This is a genomic window from Vibrio salinus (assembly GCF_021272385.1).
Lineage (GTDB): Bacteria > Pseudomonadota > Gammaproteobacteria > Enterobacterales > Vibrionaceae > Vibrio > Vibrio salinus.
In genome coordinates, this window is sequence record NZ_JAJSDZ010000005.1 from 325352 (window position 1) to 345307 (window position 19956).

Below are 19956 nucleotides of genomic sequence, written 5' to 3' on the forward strand. Positions count from 1 at the left end.
GTACATTAAAAAGAATCGTTAAAAACAATAAAAAGCAAACGTTTGCTTTTTATCTGGCAGTTGTTCCTATTTCTGGTATGATGCGCTTCAACAGAGGCATATCTCCATGAGATAGCGTTCAAAATTGACTTTGAAATAGACAGGATTTCCCTCATGAACCTTGCAGATCAAGTTCTCGCCGTCAACGACGACCTACCTATACGCACTAACCAACCCGTGCACAGCGGTAAAGTACGCTCGGTATATTGGTTAACAGAAGAAGACAGCAAACGTCTGATTAAGGAAAAAGGTTATGACGTTGCTCCGGATGCCCCACTCGCCATTATGGTTATCAGTGACCGTATTTCAGCGTTTGACTGTATCTGGCATGCCGAAGGCAATATAAAGGGAGTTCCGGGGAAAGGAGCCGCATTGAATGCAATCTCAAATCACTGGTTCAGGCTCTTTCAGGAAAATGGATTAGCTGACAGCCATATTCTTGATATTCCACATCCTTTTGTCTGGATTGTCCAAAAAGCCAAACCAATAAAAATCGAAGCCATTTGCCGTAAATACATTACCGGTTCAATGTGGCGTGCCTACGAAAAAGGCGAACGCGAATTTTGTGGAAACATCCTTCCAGAAGGTCTGGAAAAAGATAAAGTTCTCAATGACTATCTGATTACACCATCGACGAAAGGAATTCTGAAAGGCATTCCTGGCGTTCCTGAAGCCGATGATGTCAACATTTCCCGCAAAAATATAGAAGATAACTTTGACGCTTTTAATTTTTCTAAAGCGGAAGATATTGCTCTGTATGAAAAGCTGTTGAAAGATGGTTTTAACGTTATCAGTCAGGCCCTGAGAAAAATCGACCAGATTTTCGTCGACACAAAATTCGAGTTTGGCTATGTGACTGACGCAGCCGGAAATGAAAAGCTCATTTATATGGATGAAGTGGGAACACCTGACTCATCCCGAATCTGGGATGCACAAAGTTACAAAGAAGGTAAAATTGTAGAAAACTCAAAAGAAGGTTTCAGACAGTTCCTGCTTTCTTATTTCCCTGATCCGGATATTTTACTAAATAAAAACAGAATGCCTGAACGAGCAGCACTTGCACGAGACAATGCACTGCCACTGGAATCCCTGATGGACATATCCCGTACTTATATTGGCATTGCTGAAAAAATTACAGGTAGGAAAATTGAGCTAAGTGATAATCCTAAACAAGAGATTATCGATATTCTGGACAAAGAATACGGTTTAATCAGCCAATAATACGACTGGCAAATACATACCGTATCACATAACAAAATGCCCACTTTAAACGTGGGCATTTCATACAAGATAACAACTATAAAACAAGAATACGAAAGGCTGCGATACTACAGAGTAATCAACAATTCGTCATGCTCCCTATCATTAATAATATCCCGGGAATGTTCACGGATAGACGACAACTGATCCGGTTCTAAATCGTAAGGCATCAACAGTTTTAATTCTTCTACACCTTCGGCACGGGCTATCGCCATCAAAGCCAGCAAATTACACTCATCGCTTTTACGGGACGACAATACGTTCTGAGCTTTTCTCCATAATCGGCTTTCTAATTCATATTGATCCGCCTGCTGTTCATCCTCATCACCGGGTGATGATAAATGATGAAAGGCATCAACAAACGTCCACTTTTGCTGACTGGATACACCTAAAAACGAGGTATAATCAAACACAACACTCGAACTAGGCTTTTTCATATGTAAGCCTCTGGTTACTCAAAGAATAGTTATTTCACTATTAATCAAGAATTTTTATATAGCAATACGTTATACATAAATATTCTTTTAAACACTATTAAGCGATTAATACGGCATATTCAACACATTTTCTTAACATGTAGATAAAATTCTTGAAAAGATGTAGCATTCTCATCATTAATTCTTTTATTTCATATTCCTTTTTAAACGATGTTTTCGTTTTATAAAGTTACATATCTACATGGTCGGTTTACATCAAATAAACTGAGGCATAGAATTTTTCTCTGTTCGCTCCATAAACAAAAACTGACAACAGACAGATAGAAAAACACAATGAAAAACGACAAAAGACCTTTATACATACCCTACGCTGGAACCATCCTGTTGAGCACTCCGTTACTCAATAAAGGTGCTGCATTCACAGCGGAAGAGAGACGATCTTTTAACCTGGAAGGTTTACTACCTGAAGTAACCGAAACAATCCAGGAGCAGGTTGTCCGTGCATATCAGCAATATTGTAATTTTGACAATGCCATGGATAAACACATTTACCTGCGTAACATTCAGGATACAAACGAAACGCTTTTCTATCGTTTGATTCAAAATCACATCAGCGAAATGATGCCGATCATTTACACACCAACTGTTGGTGCAGCATGTGAAGATTTTTCAAATATTTACCGCCGTGGCCGGGGATTGTTTATCTCATATCCAAACCGTGACAGAATTGACGATCTTTTGAATAATGCGTCAACTCACAATGTAAAAGTCATTGTGGTCACAGATGGCGAACGTATTCTTGGTCTGGGCGATCAGGGGATCGGCGGTATGGGAATCCCAATCGGTAAACTGGCCCTTTATACAGCTTGTGGAGGAATCAGTCCGGCTTACACTTTGCCTATCGTTCTTGATGTCGGTACTAATAACCCTCAACGCCTTGCTGATCCAATGTACATGGGCTGGCGCCACCCTCGAATTACCGGTGCTGAATACGACGCTTTTGTTGAAGAATTCATTCAGGCCGTACAACGTCGCTGGCCGGATGCGTTAGTGCAGTTTGAAGACTTCGCACAAAAGAATGCCATGCCTTTATTAGAACGATACAAAGATCGTATTTGTTGCTTTAACGACGATATTCAGGGTACAGCTGCCGTTACAGTCGGTTCACTCATCGCAGCTTGTAAAGCCGCCGGAAGTAAACTTTCTCAACAACGCATAGCATTCTTAGGTGCCGGTTCAGCAGGATGCGGAATTGCAGAAGCGATTATTGCTCAAATGGTATCCGAAGGGATCAGTGACTCTAAGGCCCGTTCTCAAGTCTTCATGATCGACCGTTGGGGACTTTTAGAAGAAGGCATGCAGAACCTTCTTGATTTCCAGCAGCGTCTTGTTCAGAAAAAAACGAACACGGCCAAATGGAAGTCCGAAGGCAACGGTTTCTCATTGTTTGATGTTGTTCGCGAAGGCAAACCAACCGTTCTTATTGGTGTTTCCGGTGCTCCTGGTTTATTCAGCGAAGAAATCGTTAAAGAAATGCATAAAAACTGTGAACGTCCAATTATTTTCCCACTATCGAATCCTACCAGCCGGGTAGAAGCACTACCGGCCGACCTGATAAAATGGACCGATGGAAAAGTACTGGTCGCAACAGGAAGCCCGTTCGAACCTGTAATTCATAATGATAAAACATATCCGATTGTTCAGTGCAATAACAGCTACATTTTCCCGGGCATTGGGTTAGGTGTACTGGCCTGCAACGCGACGCGGGTAACCGATGAAATGTTAATGGAATCCAGCCGGGCCCTGGCAAAATGTTCTCCTCTTGCTCTTCATGGAAAAGGCCCCCTTCTTCCACCACTGGAAGAAATTCATTCCGTATCGAAAAAAATTGCCATTGCTGTCGGTAAAAAAGCAATTGAACAGGGTGTCGCGAAAGCCATAACGGAAAAAGCGCTGGAAGGAGCAATCGACGAACACTTCTGGCAACCAAACTACAGACGTTATAAACGGACTGCTTTCTAATTTACAACATAGTCAATTCAGTGTTTTAATAGGGCCTTCTCTTCAGATGAAGGCCTTATTTTATATATAATATGGAAGTACTCAATTCTATCGGTCAATATATCTCACCATACCTTCGTGAAATATCGACAGCTTTGGTGGCATGCATACTGGTTATGGCAGGTAATGAGGTGAATGCCTTTCTGCGCAAAGTCATGCGTAACCAGCATTTTATTGTTAAAACCGTTGTATTTATTATTTTAAATGCATTTGGTTACGGGTTCATCATTGTAAAATTAAGCCCTTACCTTGCTCGGACACTCAGAGAGTTGGAAAAAGGCATGATGGTCGCTATTCTGCTAACAAGTTTTATATTAATAGGTTTATGGGCTCAGAAAAACCGGCACATATAATTCGTTCTATGGTTAACACTGTAAAACGAATGGGTAACTTATCAGATTTGCTGGTCACATCTGTCAGGTTATTTTTACTTGTGATTATCGGGCTTATCTTAATTGACCGGTGGGTATCATGGTCAACTCAAAAACAGATTATTGACGACATTGATAATGTTCCGCACGTTAAAGTTGCCGTGGTTCTGGGAACCAGTAAATATTTAGGAAAAACGCTGAATGACTACTATATGAACCGGATTAATGCAGCCATTTACCTTTTCCATAAAAATACCGCCGACAATTTCCTGTTAAGTGGCGACAACGCGCACCGTTCCTACAATGAACCCTGGACAATGAAAAGGGATTTACTCAGAGCCGGTGTCCCGGAAAAACAAATCACGCTCGATTACGCCGGATTTAGTACTCTTGACTCAATTCTGCGGGCTAAAAATATCTTTGTTTCCGATCATTTTCTGATCATTACCCAGCGTTTTCATTGTGAACGGGCCCTATTTATTGCTAATGCCCACCATATCGACGCCCGCTGTCTGGCCGTTTCCGGCCCCAAAAACCACATTGGGCTGGCGCTGCGTATCCGGGAGATTTTTGCCCGGGTGAAAGCCGTGCTCGATTTATACGTTTTCAATTCAGAGCCCAAATTTTTAGGCCCGGTTGAACCCATTGAACCTGCCCAGCCTGTTATACCGAAAGACTCAATTGCTCCTACGAAACCTGAAGAATCTGTTATCATTCAGACAAACAAATAAAACGATAAGAGCAAAGTCATGAGTTCAACTATAAAAGGCACTCTGAGTAAGATGCTGGCCAGCCATCACGAGGTGATTGATTATCATCTTCCTGTCGGCGAACACCGTATTCATCTAAATCCCCTGATTGGCAAACCCATTTCGATGTTACATACCGGTAATATCTTCTGCTGCCACTGCGGTAAAAAGACCAAAAAGAGCTATTCGCAGGGACATTGTTTTGTCTGTATGAAAAAGCTCGCCAGCTGCGATATGTGCATAATGAAACCGGAAACCTGCCATTATGCCGAAGGCACATGCAGAGAACCTGAATGGGCTGAATCAAACTGCATGGTCGACCACTACGTTTATCTGTCAAATACTTCCAGCCTGAAAGTGGGTATTACGCGCCATACGCAGATACCAACCAGGTGGATTGATCAGGGAGCAACGCAAGGTCTGCCGGTAATCAAAGTCAAAACACGCCAGTTATCCGGCCTGATAGAAGTCGAACTAGCCAGACATATTGCTGATAAAACAAACTGGCGAACCCTGCTGAAAGGCGACGGTAAAGATATGAACCTTCAACAAAAATGGCATGAATTAGAACCATTTCTGGATGAAAAAATAGCAGAACTCAAAGCCAAGTATGGCGATGATTCCATTGCCAAACTTAATGATGCAGATTCTTACCAGTTACATTACCCTGTTGAGAAACATCCGGAGAAAATTATTTCCCATAATTTTGACAAAAATCAACTTGTTAACGGGGTTCTTCAGGGTATAAAAGGTCAATACCTACTGCTGGATACCGGCGTCATAAACATCAGAAAATTCACCTCTTACGAAATCGAATTTGATGCCTGAAAAATCCGATAATCCCTTCAAATAACCTCTTAAAACAAGAGGTTATTTTTTATACATTCTAAAGTCACCAAAAACAGTAAAAGTTACAAAAGTACAACATAGTTACATAAATATATACTTCAACGATATCCCAAATAATCACTGTTACACTTTCCGCAAGTCGACCCTACTACGTCTTTACAATTTTAATTAAGGTAAAAAAACATGCTTAGTAATGTGATGTCACCTCAGGAAAATGAGGCTGGTCAGAATCAAAGAGCAATTAACATTACTCTCTTTTGTTCTGCCCTTATCATCCTGTTCGCTTCAATTGAGAACCTTCTACCATCTGGTTTAATCGGTGCATTGGGAATTATGGTCGTTGTTGGCTATATCCTGAACGTCGTTGGTGATAAAACGCCAATCATCAACCAATTCTTTGGCGGTGGTGCCATTGCCGTTATTTTTGGTTCCTCTTATCTGTTTCATAGTAACTGGATGCCAGCTGAAACAACTCAGACAATTACTACCTTTGTTAAAGGCGGTGGCTTCCTTTCCTTCTTTATCGCCAGTTTGGTCACCGGCTCTGTCTTGGGTATGGATCGTGATGTACTGAAAAAAGCCGCATTGAAATACATTCCTGTCATTCTTGCCGGTGTCGCCTGTGCATTTTTATTCGCAGGTTTAGTCGGAGCCGCACTAGGTCATGGTTTCTTTGATTCTATTATGTTGCTTGCACTGCCAATCATGGGTGGTGGTATGGGCGCCGGAGCCGTACCCCTTGTTGAAATCATGTCAGGACGTACCGGTATGGATCCGGAATTTCTGATGTCTAAAATGGTACCGGCACTGGCAATCGGTAATGCCGTTTCCATCGTTTGTGCCGGTCTTTTAGATAAAGTGGGCAAAGTATTCCCATCGCTAACAGGTAACGGTCAATTGATCCGTGGCGAAAAAGAAGAAGTGAAACAGGAAGAAGAAGCTGCGCCGATGACCATCGACATGCTTGGCATCGGTGCTCTGATTGCCATCACGATGTTCTTTATTGGTACCGTACTTAGCTCTGTAATTGCAATGCACTCTTACGCATTGATGATCCTGTTTGTTGCCTTTGTTAAAATCACAGGTGTCATGCCCCGTCAGCTGGAACAAGCAGCTCATGCCTGGTATAAGTTTGTTGTTGATAATCTGACTCCTGCCCTGTTGGTTGGTATCGGTGTTGCTTATACGGATTTAAACCAAATCATTGATTCACTGACTTTAGTTTATTTCTTAATCGTCGCATCCACCGTTCTCGGAGCAATTGTCGGCACAGGTATTCTTGGTCGTCTCATGGGCTTCAACCCAATTGAAGCAGCGATTACTGCCGGTTTATGTATGGCTAATATGGGTGGTACTGGTGACGTTGCTGTACTGGCAGCAAGTAAAAGAATGGAACTGATGCCATTTGCACAAATATCGTCCCGTATTGGTGGCGCGTTTATGCTAATTCTTGCAACGTTTATCATACAAATGCTGTAACTACTATTCATATAAAAACGGTGTGAACATCAGAGATTGGATGTTCACACTGTCGTTCCTGTCACTTCCTGCCACATTTTCATCGGTTTCACCTATCCTACTAATAGGAAAGAATTTTCCACATGGTTTAATTCATCATGTATTGTTCTAACCTATAACTTTTTATTTATTAATTAATGATTCCGGGTGCTTTCACTCATGAGCGGAATCTCTTAAAATCCGATCACGAATCATTTCATGCATAATTTAAGTGGGGCTATGATGAGCAACGCAAAACACAGTAAGCTTTTGATTCTGGGGTCCGGACCAGCAGGCTATACCGCAGCGGTATATGCAGCCCGTGCGAACCTGAATCCTGTGTTAATAACAGGAATGCAGCAGGGCGGCCAGCTGACCACAACCACAGAAGTTGAAAACTGGCCCGGTGATGCTGAAGGTCTGACCGGACCAGATTTAATGGAGCGAATGAAAGCGCATGCAGAGCGTTTTCATACCGAGATCATCTTTGACTACATTCAGGACGTGGATCTGACAAAACGGCCGTTTACTCTGAAAGGCGACAGTGAAACCTATACTTGTGATGCTCTGATTATCTCTACCGGAGCGTCAGCCAAATACATTGGCCTCGAGTCAGAAGAAGCGTTTAAAGGCAAAGGCGTATCAGCCTGTGCTACCTGTGACGGTTTTTTCTACCGCAATCAGAAAGTCGCCGTCGTCGGTGGCGGTAATACTGCGGTTGAAGAAGCGTTATATCTCTCTAACATCGCCTCCGAAGTTCATCTTATTCACCGCAGAGACAGTTTCCGGTCAGAAAAAATTCTCATCGACCGACTGATGGAAAAAGTTCAAAACGGGAATATCATTCTTCATACTGATCGTACATTAGAAGAAATTACCGGTGATGAAATGGGCGTAACCGGAGTCCGGGTAAAAGACACAAAATCTAGTGCAACAGAAGAATTTGATGTGATGGGTGTCTTTATTGCAATTGGTCACCAGCCTAATACCGCCATGTTTGAAAATCAGCTTGAACTGAAGAACGGTTATATTCAGGTTCAGTCAGGCCTTGACGGTAATGCAACGCAAACCAGTGTAAAAGGTGTTTTCGCCGCCGGAGATGTCATGGACAACAATTACCGCCAGGCAATTACGTCGGCAGGAACAGGATGCATGGCTGCACTCGATGCAGAACGTTATCTTGATAACTTAGCCAAATAGTTAACCAACTTTTTTGTTGAATCCGCTATCCAATAGCCCGGTGATTGTTTTCACCGGGCTTTATTTTGGATACTATATTGCCTCCTCATCATTATTATAACTCTTACAAAAAGCCTTCATAATCATGGATAAAAAAAAGCAAAAACGGTTAAATTCCTGGCTGAGACAACAGAGTAAGCTGGCAAAACGCTGGCTGCTGATCGCTGTCAGCCTTGGAGTTTTATCCAGTTTTTTCCTGATCGGACAAGCTGCTCTCATCGCTTCCATGCTGTATAAGCTTGTTATCGAATCAGCGGACAAACATACTCTTATTCCGCAGTTTGCCGGGCTCATTGCCCTGATTGTCGGCAGAGCGGCCTGTTCCTGGGCACGGGAATTAGCCGGTTTCCGCTGTGGTGAACAAATCCGTGTCTACATCCGGCAACTGATTCTCAACAAGTTGCGCGATTTGGGACCAGCATACATCAAGGGAAAACCCGCCGGAGCATGGGCAACACTGACTCTGGAGCAAGTTGAAAACATGCAGGACTTTTTTGCGCGCTATCTGCCACAAATGTCTCTGTCTGTGTTTATCCCTTTCATTATTCTGGTCGTTGTGTTCCCGACAAACTGGGCTGCCGGTCTGATCTTTCTGATCACCGCACCGCTGGTGCCTTTCTTCATGGCGTTGGTTGGCATAAAAGCGGCCGATGCCAGCCGGAAGAATTTCAAAGCGCTGCAACGGTTATCCGGTCACTTTTATGATCGTTTGCAGTCAATGACCACCATCCGGATGTTTGATAAAACAAAAACAGAGTCGGACAACCTGCGGGCCGCTTCCGACGTGTTCCGGGAAAGAACCATGGATGTACTGAGAATCGCTTTTCTGTCTTCCGCGGTTCTCGAATTCTTCACTTCTATTTCCATTGCCATCACGGCGGTTTACTTTGGTTTTAGCTATATCGGTGAACTGAATTTTGGCTACTATGGCGCAGGTGTCACCCTCTTCTCCGGCCTGTTCATCCTGATTCTGGCTCCCGAGTTTTATCAGCCACTACGGGACTTAGGCACGTTTTATCATGCCAAACAAGAGGCCATTGGTGCCGCGGAAAGTATTGTGGATTTCTTAAGCCTTAATGTTGAAGAAATCCGTTCAGGCCGGCAAACCCTGCCCTACTCGCATTCTGTCTCTATTGAAGCTAAAAATCTGGAAGTTCTGAATCCGGAGAATGGACGCACACTGGTTGGTCCGGTCTCCTTTAAGATTTCACCGGAACAGCATACCGCATTGGTTGGCCCCAGCGGCGCGGGTAAAACCTCACTCATTAACGCGATTCTTGGATTCATGCCATACAAAGGTGAATTGTTAATAAATGGTGTTCCGCTCAATCAGCTGGATATCTCTGACTGGCGACGTCATGTCAGTTGGGTGGGACAGAATCCGGTATTACTGCATGGCACCATCAGAGAAAATATCACCCTCGGTAAAACCAACGTCTCCGAAGAAACCATTCATTCTGCGCTGGAACAATCTTTCGCCAGTGAATTCATACAGACTCATGGTATGGATTATATGATTTCTGACCGGGCGGGAGGACTGTCTGTCGGACAGGCGCAAAGGCTGGCAGTTGCAAGAGCGGCCGTTCAGAATGGCGCATTCTGGCTGCTGGATGAGCCAACCGCCAGCTTAGATGCCAACAGTGAGCAACTGGTTATGAAAGGACTGGATAATCAGACTCAGAAAAAAACCACCTTGCTGGTGACTCATCAACTGGTTCCATTGCAAGCCATGGATCAAATCCTGGTACTGGCCGACGGACAGCTAGTTCAGTCCGGGCAATACACCAGTCTGAGCAAAACAGACGGAATATTTAAAGATATGCTGGAAGCAAATCTGGCATTAAAATCTCACGATAAGGGGAATTTAGATGCGTGATTTAATCCCTTTCCTCAAATTATACAGAAAACACTGGTTCGGCCTGACTCTGGGTATGATTTTAGCGTTACTGACGCTGTGTGCTTCCATCGGGCTCCTTACTCTGTCCGGCTGGTTTCTGACCGCATCCGCGATTGCCGGACTGACCATTGCAAGAGAAACGTTCAATTACATGCTGCCGGGGGCGATTGTCCGGGGGCTGGCAATCGGACGCACAGCAGGCCGGTGGGGTGAACGCGTTACCAGCCACAATGCTACGTTCAAAGTTCTGGCCGATCTGCGAATCTTTTTCTTTGATAAGCTCTCGCCGTTAATTCCCGGCCGCATTGCCGGGCTGCGTGATGCCGATCTGTTAAACCGTCTGGTGGCTGATGTAAATGCCATGGACCACGTCTACCTTCGTCTGTTCAGCCCGGTACTGGTCGGAACGTTTGGGATACTTTTCCTGACGGCTTTTCTGTGCTGGTTTGATCTCACCATGGGACTGGCTCTTGGCGGAATATTGCTGTTTCTTTTGATCACCTGGCCGGTCATTTTCTATAAATTAGGCAAGAAAAACGGTTTTGAATTAACCAACAGCAAAGCTCAGTTCCGCATTGCTCTGATGGACTGGGTTCAGGGATTTGGTGAATTAAGCATCTTCGGAGCGGAAGCCGATTACCGTAACCGAATTCATGCTTTCGAATCCGATTTAATAGAAAAGCAACGATACAATGCACACATCACCGGACTTGCTCAGGCACTGCTCATGCTTTCAAACGGCCTGACTCTGGTTTTGATGCTATGGGTGGTGGGTGATGGCGTCAGTAACGGCGTCGTACAGGATCCTATGATTGCAATGGCCGTATTTGCGACGATGGCAAGCTTTGAATTGCTGATGCCGATTGCCGGTGCCTTTCAGTATCTGGGACAGACGATTACCTCGGCCAGACGCCTCAATGAAGTCCTGGCTGCCAAACCGGAAGTCACTTTCAATCCGGATAAAAACGAAATCGACAACCATGACATCGTCTTTTCCGGTATTCACTTCCGTTATGCCGATAATGAATCCGATGTACTGAAAGACATTAACCTCAGTGTCGAGAGCGGGCAAAAAATCGCCATTGTCGGCCAAACCGGGTCAGGGAAATCCACTCTGATACAGCTTCTGTCACGTTATTGGGATCCGAATAACGGCCACATTAGTGTGGGAGGTATCAACTTAACCCAGTGGAACGAAAGTCAGTTACGTGCAGCTATCAGTATTGTCAGCCAGCGTGTTGATATCCTCAACGGTACCCTGCGTGAAAATTTACAAATTGCCGACAGCCACGCCACTGACCAAGCGCTGTCTGAATTACTCAACAACGTAGGACTTGCAAAACTTCTCGATGACCATGGCTTAGATACCTGGCTTGGTGATGGTGGACGCCAGTTATCCGGAGGCGAAAAACGTCGGATTGGCATTGCACGGGCACTGCTGCACAACGGCGACATTATTTTGCTTGATGAGCCGACAGAAGGTCTGGATAAAACGACAGAGAAAAACATCATGGCCCTGTTACTGGAACAGTTCAGAAACAAGACCGTTTTGTTTGTGACTCACCGGCTGGTCAATCTGGATCAGATGGATTCCATCTGTTTAATTGAACAGGGTGAAATCGTAGAGCAAGGCAGCCATGAACAGCTCATTGCTCAACAAGGCCGTTATTTCCAGCTAAACCAGACAATTTAGCCCGAAAACGCCCTTTTTTACCACAAAAAAACCTGAGCATTTAGCTCAGGTTTTTTATTAAAAAGACAAATCGTCAGTGATTTTTCAGGAATGGCGGGTATTTCTTGAACCGGCCCGTTTGTTCCCGGAACGGCCTCTCGGACTATTGACTCGTTCTTCATGACGTTTCACTGCCCGGCGGATTTTCTGACTGCGGGCCCGCTCACGTTTTCTGGACGTGTTGTCTTTAGACAGATCCAGTACGGTTCTTTGCTCCGGTCTCAGTTCAACCAACTCTCTGAGATAATTCACCTGAGCCAGCGGCAGTTCTGTCCAGCCCCCCCGGGGTAACGTTTTATCTAAAAAGATATCACCGTAACGAACACGTTTCAGGCGGCTGACGGTTGTCTCCTGTGATTCCCATAAACGCCTTACCTCCCGGTTACGGCCTTCATTAATCACAACATAAAAGGTATGGTTCATACCTTCACCACCAGCATAAACGACGTCCTCAAAGCGGGCTAAACCATCTTCCAGCTCCACGCCGCTCACTAAGTTACGAACTTTTTGTTCATCAACGTCGCCAAAGACCCGCACCAGATATTCCCGTTCTACTTTACGGCTTGGGTGCATCAGCCGGTTAGCCAGCTCCCCGTCCGTTGTAAACAGTAATAAACCGGAGGTGTTCGCATCCAGACGTCCAACAGAAATCCAGCGTGACCCCTTAATTTTCGGAAGACGATCAAACACGGTCCGGCGTCCCTCCGGATCATGACGGGTACAGAGTTCACCTTCCGGCTTATAGTAAGCCAGAACCCGGCATATGATTTCTTCCTGTGCTTTAACCGACACATTATGCCCGTCAATACGCACAACAGCGTTTTCATCCTCTAAGCGTTCACCCAGAGTAGCTACCTTGCCATTAACACTTACGCGACCGGCCCGGATCAATGTCTCCAGTTCCCGACGGGAACCATGTCCGGCGCGTGCTAAAACCTTTTGTAACTTTTCGCTCATTTATTTACCTTGTGTGTCGTCTTCTCAGACGTCAAAATGAAAAATTCAGCCGCTCAATGCGGCCGGATAGTATCTCAAAGTTTAATCAAAAAAGCATCAATTTTCAGTCCGGTTTCCCACCCGGTTTCCAAATAACATCGCCTCAAAAATAATCAGAATCAGGTTGAATCCGCTCCCGGCCTCATCTCGGTCAGAGGAAATACAATGGCGAATAACGCATTTAGGCACCGGATGAGAAAGGTGAATAAAAAATGTTCTGTTAACCGCTTGTCTTTATGTGCTCATTAATGTCATTATTCAATTCTTGCCTTATGATACTTTCCACCTATTGGATTGTCTGAAAAAACAGCGAATGAATGGTTTCAGGAATCAAAGTATCAGAAAGAAAAACAACAAGAAATCGTTTAAAAACAGACAAATAAGGATAGTTATGTCTATTGAATTATGGCTTACCTTTGTATTGACAGCGACTACTATTCTGGTCATACCCGGCCCAACCATTATTTATGTAGTAGGACAGTCTCTGAATCACGGGAAAAAAGCCAGTCTTCCACTATCGATGGGAGTCATATCCGGAGATGCAATATGTATCACATTATCTCTGCTTGGGCTCAGTACCGTTTTATCCATTTTTTCAGCCGCTTTCATTGTTGTTAAATATCTGGGAGCCGCTTATCTGATTTATCTTGGCCTCAAAATGGTGATGACCGGCAGTCATTCTGCTTTTAAACATACGAAAGGATCAGATTTCAGGCCGAGAGTGTTATTTAAGGACGTGTTTATTGTGAATGCCCTGAACCCCAAAGGCATCATTTTCTACTCAGCCTTTATGCCTCAGTTCATTACCAGTGGACAGGATGTGTTGTGGCAACTGGTCATTCTGGCAACCACATTTCTGATACTGGCACTGATAAATGTGCTCTTTTATTCCCTGTTAGCGTCCAAAATGAGCCACACGTTTCACTCGGCAACGTTCTCAAAAGCCTTCAACTTAACTGGTGGTATCAGCTTAATTTTTGCCGGAGTTTACTCTGCAACGTTACATAGAAAATAAAAGAAGAACCCTTAAGAGAAGATGGGAAAATGATAAAATCAACCAGTAAACCAACCCCATACAAAACAGAATTCACAAACGGAAAGGTAAGTTCATTCAGTGATAATACCCCGGATAAAGGCGGAAACGCGGATGGCTTTCGTCCTCATGAACTACTTGAAGCCGCTTTTGCTAACTGCATGAACATGTCAGTAAGAATGTTTGCTGATAGCCATTCAATACCACTGGACGCCGTTTCTACCGTCGTTAACCTTGACAGAAACCATCCCGACAACGTCTGCTTTGAATACCGTGTTGAACTCAGTGGAAATCTGACAGAAGCACAGAACGGACAAATCATGGAAATGTTAGAAACCTGCCCGGTTCGTCAGACATTGTCAAAAAGCATCACCTTCAGACAAGGCTGATTATTTAACTTAAAGGAATATACAATGAGTTTTGAAATATGGATCATGTTTGCCACAGCGTATCTGATTGTCACCTTATCCCCCGGGCCTAATGTCATACTGGTCATCAAAAACAGCATTCAACAGGGTTGGAAGTCCGCCTTAATCACCATATTGGGTAACCTGCTCTGTCAGCTCATCATTGTTTGTCTGGTCGCGGTGGGGATTGGCCATTTACTGGCACAACTTCCCGAATGGTTTTTCGCCATGAAATGCATTGGCGGTCTGTATTTAATTTATCTGGGTTTTAAAAATCTGCATTCCGTCCGAAGCGCCAATATTGACTTACCGGAAGCCGGAAACAAACACACACACACACAACAACCACCGACGTCCCTTTTTACTCAGGCGTTTTTCGTCTCAGCGAGTAACCCTAAGACCCTGATTTTTCTTTCGGCTTTTCTACCGCAGTTCTTAGATATCACTCATTCTCATCTTGAACAGTTTTCCGTGATGTATCTGACCATATGTCTTATCGTCACCTCCGTTCATCTCAGTTATGCATTTTTGAGCCATCGCATAGGGAAAACACTGAAAACCCAAAGCATAGAGCGTAAACTGACGAAAATCACCGGCGGACTGTTTATCACCATGGGCGGTGGTATCCTGTTAAGTTCACGAACATAACGTTGGGAGAATAGGAATATGCCAATGATTACTTTTGAGTCAGGAACACTGACTGAACAACAGAAACGGGATCTTACAGAAAAGTTAACAAGTATTTCTTCTGAAATAACCGGTATTCCAAAGGCATCGTTCTTTATCACATTAAGAGAACAACCCGATGAGAATATCGCTATTGGTGGCAAGTCCGTAAAAGCCATCAAGAAAGAACTGGGCTTGCTATAAGCACAAAAATACAACACCACTCCCCTTCACCAGCAACGCGGGAAATGAGCGATGGAACCAAAACAAATTATTGAACAATGGGTTGATGCATTTAACCAAAACGATGCAGAAAAAATCGCAACATTCTATCATCATGATGCGATTAATCATCAGGTAGCGAATGAGCCTGTGGTAGGCAAAGACGCCATTAAAGCCATGTTTATCGATGAATTTTCTGCCGCAAAAATGGTTTGCATTGTGGAAAACATTTTTCAGGATGGGGAATGGGCCATTCTCGAATGGAAAGATCCTCTTGGCTTAAGAGGTTGCGGCTTTTTTAAAATACAGTCTGGCCTGATTACCTTTCAACGAGGTTATTGGGACAAATTAAGTTTCCTAAAGGCGCATAATCTGCCAATATCAGGCTAAGCGCATTGAACCATGAAATGAATGACTCCTGTCATGATAACGTCGTGGGAATACCATTACATTATGTGGTACGTATCAGTACCTTTTCTATCGAAAAAGCAGGAAGAATTCAGTGATAATAAAAGAACTAAGATTGCAGCATGGGTGGTCTCAGGAGCAGTTAGCTCAAATGAGCGGACTGAGCATCCGTACGATCCAACGAATTGAGAGAGGAACCTCACCGAGTCTAGAATCCCTAAAATCGTTGGCTGCCGTCTTTGAAATGACCGTCACGGAGCTTCAGCAGACCCCGGACAAGAAAGAGAGTAATATCAAGGTTACCGATGAAGAGCAGACGGTGATAGATCAGGTTCGTGCAATCAAAAGCTTTTACTCTCATCTGACGACCTATTTAGTGGTTATGGCTTTTTTGTTTGCGATTAATCTGTTAACGAATTCCAACCATATCTGGGCCTGGTGGCCAGCCTTGGGTTGGGGTATCGGCGTGGTGAAGCACGGGTTGAATGCCTTTGAAGTGTTCCATTTTTTAGGTCCCAAATGGGAAAAAAAACAAATCGAAAAACGTTTAGGACGCAAGCTATAAACGGCGGTTACCGACACAAAAGTGATTTGACCAAATATACATCCGAAATCCTGATTGAGGATGTCCTAGATCCGGTTTCAGGACTCACAACAAGCTGATATTCATTACTCTGGCAGCTGTTTCTGTCAATCAACAACAATATGGAGAGTGTGATGAACATAATATGGTCATTTTTGCTTGTATGCCTGCTTAGTATTAATGTCGCTCTGGCGCAAAATATCGGTTTTAAAGAGGTGCAAATTAATGCCGGTTCGAACCGCCCGTTAACAGTGACAATCTGGTATCCGACAGCTCAAACCGGTCCGGTTTCCGCTATCGGGGAAAATGCCGCTTTTTATGGTGTTGAAGCTGTTCGCAACGCAACCATTGATATCCAGTCCGCTCCGGTGGTTTTACTTTCCCATGGCTATCGGGGAAACTGGACAAATCTAAGCTGGCTTGCAGCTGCCCTTGCGCACAAAGGGTATGTAGTTGCGGCACCGAATCATCCCGGCACCACCTCACGAAACCACCCACCGGAGTTGGCCGCCAAGTGGTGGTTACGGGTAAAGGATATTTCGCGAGTACTGGATTATTTACTTACTGACAAACAGTGGAAAAATAACATTAATCACGATGATGTCTCCGCTATCGGCCATTCACTAGGAGGATGGACGGTGATGCAGCTTACCGGCGCAGTATTTGATCGGCCGACCTTTAAGCACCAGTGTGCGTTATTGCCCAACCCTCGCATTTGTGGGTTGGCGGGCGAACTTGGCCTCAAAACAGCGCAGGATAATGAGCCCGTAGCTGGCACGTTATATGATTCACGTATAAAACGGGTGGTAAGTCTTGATCTGGGTCTGGCGAGAAGCTTTTTACCCGCCAGCCTGAAAACCATTCATATTCCTGTTTTAATCCTTGCAGCAGGAATAGATATAGGCGATCTGCCGCAGGCTAAAGAATCCGGTTATCTGGCCGAGTTTATTCCTCTGACACTGCGGCGTTATAAAGTCTATGAACAAGCAATACACTTTAGCTTTATGCAGCTCTGTAAACCGGGAGCCAAGGCACTTCTTGAAAAGGCCGAACCCGGTGATGGCATAATCTGCCATGACGGTAGTACCAGCCGTAAGGCATTACATCAGCAAATGTTGCAAGATATTCTGACATTTTTGCATTAATCAGCGCTCGTTAATTGTGTTGCCTTACTTTCACAATGAATCTGACGATATTCACTGGGCGTCTGCTCAGTTATTCTAGAAAATTCGCGGTGAAAATCCGACTTAGTCGGAAAGCCTGAATGAAGGAAATATGTATCGCCGTATCTTATGGGGAGCAGTCATTGTCTCAGGGATCAGTATATTATCTTTAGGGTAATACGCTGGGGGCATTGGCTCTAAGTAGTTAATGCCCCCTTCCTTCTTAGAGCTAGTTTTAGCATCGCTCCTTATGATCTTTGTTTGACCTAACTTATCTAATACTACATTATGTGTTTGATTGAGTAATAATCTTCTTAGTAGCAAAGAGCAGAATGATACTTTCAAAGGCCACACGTAGCATCACATTAATTTTGTTCGGACACTGTAGTGGCTGAGTAAATTTGGCCACTTGATTCGAAGTGTGCAATACCTGAAGTTATCCGTGAGTTGCTAATTTAGAAAGCCCACTGACACGTTTATGTCCAATTATGAGTTTCACAGTTAGCAATTTACCTGTACACCTAGTTGTGACTTACCCGTTAATATGTAAGATCAAGTATGAGTCAAAACAGATTAACAGAGCACAACGTTCTGTTAATCTGTTTATTTTCATCCCGTCACCACTCCCGGTGAATAAAAAACACACTTAAAGGAAAATTCATGGAAAAAGACACAATAGAGCAAATTCAGGAATCTGAAGCCCTGTTATGCAAAGCCATGCTTGCATCTGATATCGATGTATTGGATCAACTATTATCCCCTGAACTGATTTTTACGAATCATTTGGGAATGGTCCTTGGAAAAAATGATGATTTAGGCGCTCATCAATCCGGACTACTACACATTTTAAATATTTCGGTAGATGAGCAGCAAATCAAGTTGCAAAAAGACACTGCCGTTGTCTTCGTTAAAATGAATATCCTCGGAACCTATGACGGAAATCCGGCCAATGGTTCGTTCCGTTTTACCCGGGTATGGCAAAAAACAACCGGGAATCATTGGCAGGTTATTGCGGCTCATTCTAGTCTTATGGAGGACTAACAAGCACGTTATCCTACCCAATAGAATAAAAAGTCAGAGGTGGTAAACATGAACCAGCATGAAAAGCTCAATTATGTCGAATTTGCTGCAAAAGACCTTGTTGCAACAAAACGGTTCTTTACTTCTGTCTTCGGGTGGGAATTTGTCGATTATGGCCCGGAATACACAGCATTTTCCAATCAAGGGCTGGATGGTGGTTTTTTCAATGCAGATACCTGCAGCCAGACAGCAAATGGTGGTGCTCTTCTGGTTTTTTACAGTTCCGATATTGAAGATACTCTTAATAAAATCCTGAGAAACGGCGGGAAAGTTATCCGCAATATCTATGATTTCCCCGGGGGTTGTCGTTTCCACTTTACCGAACCGAGCGGTAACGAATTTGCCGTGTGGTCTGAACAGCGTTCCTAAAATTTCAAAGGCAAAAGAATGGTTAGAAAGTGGGTAATTATTCTGGCAATGACGAGTCTGAGTCTGATTATCAGCGTCTTCTGGCTGAATGAACCACTCTCTTTAGCCGGCTTTACAGAAAAATTGATCGGGTCTTCGCTGGTCGTTCTGAGTTTATCAAAACGATGTACACGTAAACCTCTGCCACACAGGCATAAAAAAACGACATAACAAAATCGTGCTGACCACAGAAATAACGTTCTATCTGACCAACACGATTTGCTTAGGGTTTACGCTTTATTCGAAAGGAGCGGGATCGCCAGCTCCCAGACGTATAATGTCCGTTGAGCCGTCGCTGAAATCAATCACAGTGGTTGGCTGTTCACCTAAAAATCCACCATCAAGAATAACATCAACGGCATGCTCAAGATGATCACGAATGTTTTCCGGATCAGCCTCCGTTGTCTCGTTGCCGGGAAGGATCAAAGAAGTCGACATTAACGGCTCACCTAATGCTTCCAATAAATCCAGTGCTATACGGTTATTTGGCACCCGGATACCAATGGTTTTACGCTTTGAATTCATTAAGCGTCTTGGAACTTCCTTCGTACCTTTAAATATAAAAGTATACGGACCGGGGGTATTGTTTTTTAACAACCGGAACGCCACATTATCTACTCTGGCATACAACGACAGCTCAGACAAATCACGACACAACAATGTAAAATTATGCTTATCGTTTAATTTTCTGATCTGACAAATTCTTTCTAAGGCACTTTTATTCTCAAGCTGACACCCCAGTGCATATCCTGAATCAGTAGGATAAACAACTACACCGCCATTTCGAATAATAGCAACAGCCTGATTAATTAATCTGGCTTGCGGATTTTCCGGATGTACATAAAAATACTGGCTCATA

The 19956-nt window shown here is 43.9% G+C and carries 22 protein-coding genes; 19 read left to right on the plus strand and 3 right to left on the minus strand.

Annotation, left to right across the window (positions count from 1 at the left end):
- Positions 1–153: 153 nt before the first annotated feature.
- Positions 154–1260 (plus strand): phosphoribosylaminoimidazolesuccinocarboxamide synthase, encoded by a 1107-nt coding sequence (locus tag LRQ06_RS01605; protein WP_232764695.1) that lies wholly within the window; start codon positions 154–156, stop codon positions 1258–1260.
- Between the two features lie 107 nt (positions 1261–1367).
- Here LRQ06_RS01605 and LRQ06_RS01610 read toward each other — a convergent pair whose 3' ends face one another.
- Complete coding sequence (locus LRQ06_RS01610; protein ID WP_232764696.1) at positions 1368–1736, minus strand: transporter; 369 nt, start codon at positions 1734–1736, stop codon at positions 1368–1370.
- Positions 1737–2069: 333 nt separating this feature from the next.
- Between LRQ06_RS01610 and LRQ06_RS01615 the strand changes: the two genes are divergently transcribed.
- The 8 genes from LRQ06_RS01615 to cydC all read left to right on the plus strand — a co-directional run bounded on the left by LRQ06_RS01615 (position 2070) and on the right by cydC (position 12092).
- Positions 2070–3758 carry an NAD-dependent malic enzyme gene (locus LRQ06_RS01615; RefSeq protein ID WP_232764697.1) on the plus strand — a complete coding sequence of 563 codons (1689 nt, stop codon included), beginning with the start codon at positions 2070–2072 and terminating at the stop codon, positions 3756–3758.
- A gap of 71 nt (positions 3759–3829) precedes the next feature.
- The gene (locus LRQ06_RS01620) at positions 3830–4150 is read left to right on the plus strand and encodes a DUF3392 domain-containing protein (RefSeq protein ID WP_232764698.1); all 321 of its coding nucleotides are present in this window, start codon (positions 3830–3832) and stop codon (positions 4148–4150) included.
- Positions 4123–4899 (plus strand): SanA/YdcF family protein, encoded by a 777-nt coding sequence (locus LRQ06_RS01625; protein WP_373054801.1) that lies wholly within the window; start codon positions 4123–4125, stop codon positions 4897–4899. Before LRQ06_RS01620 ends, LRQ06_RS01625 begins: the two co-directional genes overlap by 28 nt.
- A gap of 18 nt (positions 4900–4917) precedes the next feature.
- Positions 4918–5745: a DUF2797 domain-containing protein gene (locus tag LRQ06_RS01630; RefSeq protein ID WP_232764700.1), complete on the plus strand. Its 828-nt coding sequence runs from the start codon at positions 4918–4920 to the stop codon at positions 5743–5745.
- A 204-nt stretch (positions 5746–5949) separates the two neighbouring features.
- The gene (locus LRQ06_RS01635) at positions 5950–7245 is read left to right on the plus strand and encodes a 2-hydroxycarboxylate transporter family protein (protein WP_232764701.1); all 1296 of its coding nucleotides are present in this window, start codon (positions 5950–5952) and stop codon (positions 7243–7245) included.
- Positions 7246–7506: 261 nt separating this feature from the next.
- Complete coding sequence (gene trxB, locus LRQ06_RS01640; RefSeq protein ID WP_232765451.1) at positions 7507–8463, plus strand: thioredoxin-disulfide reductase; 957 nt, start codon at positions 7507–7509, stop codon at positions 8461–8463.
- A 124-nt stretch (positions 8464–8587) separates the two neighbouring features.
- The gene (gene cydD, locus LRQ06_RS01645) at positions 8588–10378 is read left to right on the plus strand and encodes a heme ABC transporter permease/ATP-binding protein CydD (RefSeq protein ID WP_232764702.1); all 1791 of its coding nucleotides are present in this window, start codon (positions 8588–8590) and stop codon (positions 10376–10378) included.
- On the plus strand, positions 10371–12092 hold the full coding sequence (gene cydC / locus LRQ06_RS01650; protein ID WP_232764703.1) for a heme ABC transporter ATP-binding protein/permease CydC: 1722 nt from the start codon (positions 10371–10373) through the stop codon (positions 12090–12092). The genes cydD and cydC overlap by 8 nt, the downstream gene beginning before the upstream one ends.
- An 84-nt stretch (positions 12093–12176) precedes the next feature.
- Here cydC and rluB read toward each other — a convergent pair whose 3' ends face one another.
- Positions 12177–13088 (minus strand): 23S rRNA pseudouridine(2605) synthase RluB, encoded by a 912-nt coding sequence (gene rluB / locus LRQ06_RS01655; RefSeq protein ID WP_232764704.1) that lies wholly within the window; start codon positions 13086–13088, stop codon positions 12177–12179.
- Positions 13089–13518: 430 nt separating this feature from the next.
- On the opposite strand from rluB, the gene LRQ06_RS01660 reads away from it, so the two are divergent.
- The 10 genes from LRQ06_RS01660 to LRQ06_RS01705 all read left to right on the plus strand — a co-directional run bounded on the left by LRQ06_RS01660 (position 13519) and on the right by LRQ06_RS01705 (position 19268).
- The gene (locus LRQ06_RS01660) at positions 13519–14142 is read left to right on the plus strand and encodes a LysE family translocator (RefSeq protein WP_232764705.1); all 624 of its coding nucleotides are present in this window, start codon (positions 13519–13521) and stop codon (positions 14140–14142) included.
- A 29-nt stretch (positions 14143–14171) separates the two neighbouring features.
- Positions 14172–14549: an OsmC family protein gene (locus LRQ06_RS01665; RefSeq protein ID WP_232764706.1), complete on the plus strand. Its 378-nt coding sequence runs from the start codon at positions 14172–14174 to the stop codon at positions 14547–14549.
- Between the two features lie 24 nt (positions 14550–14573).
- On the plus strand, positions 14574–15215 hold the full coding sequence (locus tag LRQ06_RS01670; protein WP_232764707.1) for a LysE family translocator: 642 nt from the start codon (positions 14574–14576) through the stop codon (positions 15213–15215).
- Positions 15216–15239: 24 nt separating this feature from the next.
- Entirely contained in the window at positions 15240–15437 is a 198-nt protein-coding gene (locus LRQ06_RS01675) for a tautomerase family protein (protein WP_232764708.1), read from the plus strand.
- A gap of 51 nt (positions 15438–15488) precedes the next feature.
- The gene (locus LRQ06_RS01680) at positions 15489–15845 is read left to right on the plus strand and encodes a nuclear transport factor 2 family protein (protein WP_232764709.1); all 357 of its coding nucleotides are present in this window, start codon (positions 15489–15491) and stop codon (positions 15843–15845) included.
- Between the two features lie 115 nt (positions 15846–15960).
- On the plus strand, positions 15961–16428 hold the full coding sequence (locus tag LRQ06_RS01685; protein WP_232765452.1) for a 2TM domain-containing protein: 468 nt from the start codon (positions 15961–15963) through the stop codon (positions 16426–16428).
- Between the two features lie 140 nt (positions 16429–16568).
- Positions 16569–17591, plus strand: a complete 1023-nt coding sequence (locus tag LRQ06_RS01690) for an alpha/beta hydrolase family protein (RefSeq protein ID WP_373054802.1) — start codon at positions 16569–16571, stop codon at positions 17589–17591.
- 678 nt (positions 17592–18269) lie between these two features.
- Positions 18270–18650, plus strand: coding sequence for a nuclear transport factor 2 family protein (locus LRQ06_RS01695; protein WP_232764711.1), 381 nt, complete (start codon positions 18270–18272; stop codon positions 18648–18650).
- 48 nt (positions 18651–18698) lie between these two features.
- The gene (locus LRQ06_RS01700; protein WP_232764712.1) at positions 18699–19058 is read left to right on the plus strand and encodes a VOC family protein; all 360 of its coding nucleotides are present in this window, start codon (positions 18699–18701) and stop codon (positions 19056–19058) included.
- Positions 19059–19076: 18 nt separating this feature from the next.
- The gene (locus tag LRQ06_RS01705) at positions 19077–19268 is read left to right on the plus strand and encodes a hypothetical protein (protein WP_232764713.1); all 192 of its coding nucleotides are present in this window, start codon (positions 19077–19079) and stop codon (positions 19266–19268) included.
- A 66-nt stretch (positions 19269–19334) separates the two neighbouring features.
- Here the strand turns inward: LRQ06_RS01705 and LRQ06_RS01710 are convergent, their stop codons facing one another.
- Positions 19335–19955, minus strand: coding sequence for an L-threonylcarbamoyladenylate synthase (locus tag LRQ06_RS01710; RefSeq protein ID WP_232764714.1), 621 nt, complete (start codon positions 19953–19955; stop codon positions 19335–19337).
- Between the last annotated feature and the right edge of the window lies 1 nt (position 19956).

What these genes read in the sequence shown, in the direction of transcription:
- LRQ06_RS01605 (WP_232764695.1), top strand. Translation starts at nt 154, where the DNA reads ATGAACCTTGCAGATCAAGTTCTCGCCGTCAACGACGACCTACCTATA.
- LRQ06_RS01610 (WP_232764696.1), bottom strand. Translation starts at nt 1,736, where the DNA reads ATGAAAAAGCCTAGTTCGAGTGTTGTGTTTGATTATACCTCGTTTTTA.
- LRQ06_RS01615 (WP_232764697.1), top strand. Translation starts at nt 2,070, where the DNA reads ATGAAAAACGACAAAAGACCTTTATACATACCCTACGCTGGAACCATC.
- LRQ06_RS01620 (WP_232764698.1), top strand. Translation starts at nt 3,830, where the DNA reads ATGGAAGTACTCAATTCTATCGGTCAATATATCTCACCATACCTTCGT.
- LRQ06_RS01625 (WP_373054801.1), top strand. Translation starts at nt 4,123, where the DNA reads ATGGGCTCAGAAAAACCGGCACATATAATTCGTTCTATGGTTAACACT.
- LRQ06_RS01630 (WP_232764700.1), top strand. Translation starts at nt 4,918, where the DNA reads ATGAGTTCAACTATAAAAGGCACTCTGAGTAAGATGCTGGCCAGCCAT.
- LRQ06_RS01635 (WP_232764701.1), top strand. Translation starts at nt 5,950, where the DNA reads ATGCTTAGTAATGTGATGTCACCTCAGGAAAATGAGGCTGGTCAGAAT.
- trxB (WP_232765451.1), top strand. Translation starts at nt 7,507, where the DNA reads ATGAGCAACGCAAAACACAGTAAGCTTTTGATTCTGGGGTCCGGACCA.
- cydD (WP_232764702.1), top strand. Translation starts at nt 8,588, where the DNA reads ATGGATAAAAAAAAGCAAAAACGGTTAAATTCCTGGCTGAGACAACAG.
- cydC (WP_232764703.1), top strand. Translation starts at nt 10,371, where the DNA reads ATGCGTGATTTAATCCCTTTCCTCAAATTATACAGAAAACACTGGTTC.
- rluB (WP_232764704.1), bottom strand. Translation starts at nt 13,088, where the DNA reads ATGAGCGAAAAGTTACAAAAGGTTTTAGCACGCGCCGGACATGGTTCC.
- LRQ06_RS01660 (WP_232764705.1), top strand. Translation starts at nt 13,519, where the DNA reads ATGTCTATTGAATTATGGCTTACCTTTGTATTGACAGCGACTACTATT.
- LRQ06_RS01665 (WP_232764706.1), top strand. Translation starts at nt 14,172, where the DNA reads ATGATAAAATCAACCAGTAAACCAACCCCATACAAAACAGAATTCACA.
- LRQ06_RS01670 (WP_232764707.1), top strand. Translation starts at nt 14,574, where the DNA reads ATGAGTTTTGAAATATGGATCATGTTTGCCACAGCGTATCTGATTGTC.
- LRQ06_RS01675 (WP_232764708.1), top strand. Translation starts at nt 15,240, where the DNA reads ATGATTACTTTTGAGTCAGGAACACTGACTGAACAACAGAAACGGGAT.
- LRQ06_RS01680 (WP_232764709.1), top strand. Translation starts at nt 15,489, where the DNA reads ATGGAACCAAAACAAATTATTGAACAATGGGTTGATGCATTTAACCAA.
- LRQ06_RS01690 (WP_373054802.1), top strand. Translation starts at nt 16,569, where the DNA reads ATGGAGAGTGTGATGAACATAATATGGTCATTTTTGCTTGTATGCCTG.
- LRQ06_RS01695 (WP_232764711.1), top strand. Translation starts at nt 18,270, where the DNA reads ATGGAAAAAGACACAATAGAGCAAATTCAGGAATCTGAAGCCCTGTTA.
- LRQ06_RS01700 (WP_232764712.1), top strand. Translation starts at nt 18,699, where the DNA reads ATGAACCAGCATGAAAAGCTCAATTATGTCGAATTTGCTGCAAAAGAC.
- LRQ06_RS01705 (WP_232764713.1), top strand. Translation starts at nt 19,077, where the DNA reads ATGGTTAGAAAGTGGGTAATTATTCTGGCAATGACGAGTCTGAGTCTG.
- LRQ06_RS01710 (WP_232764714.1), bottom strand. Translation starts at nt 19,955, where the DNA reads ATGAGCCAGTATTTTTATGTACATCCGGAAAATCCGCAAGCCAGATTA.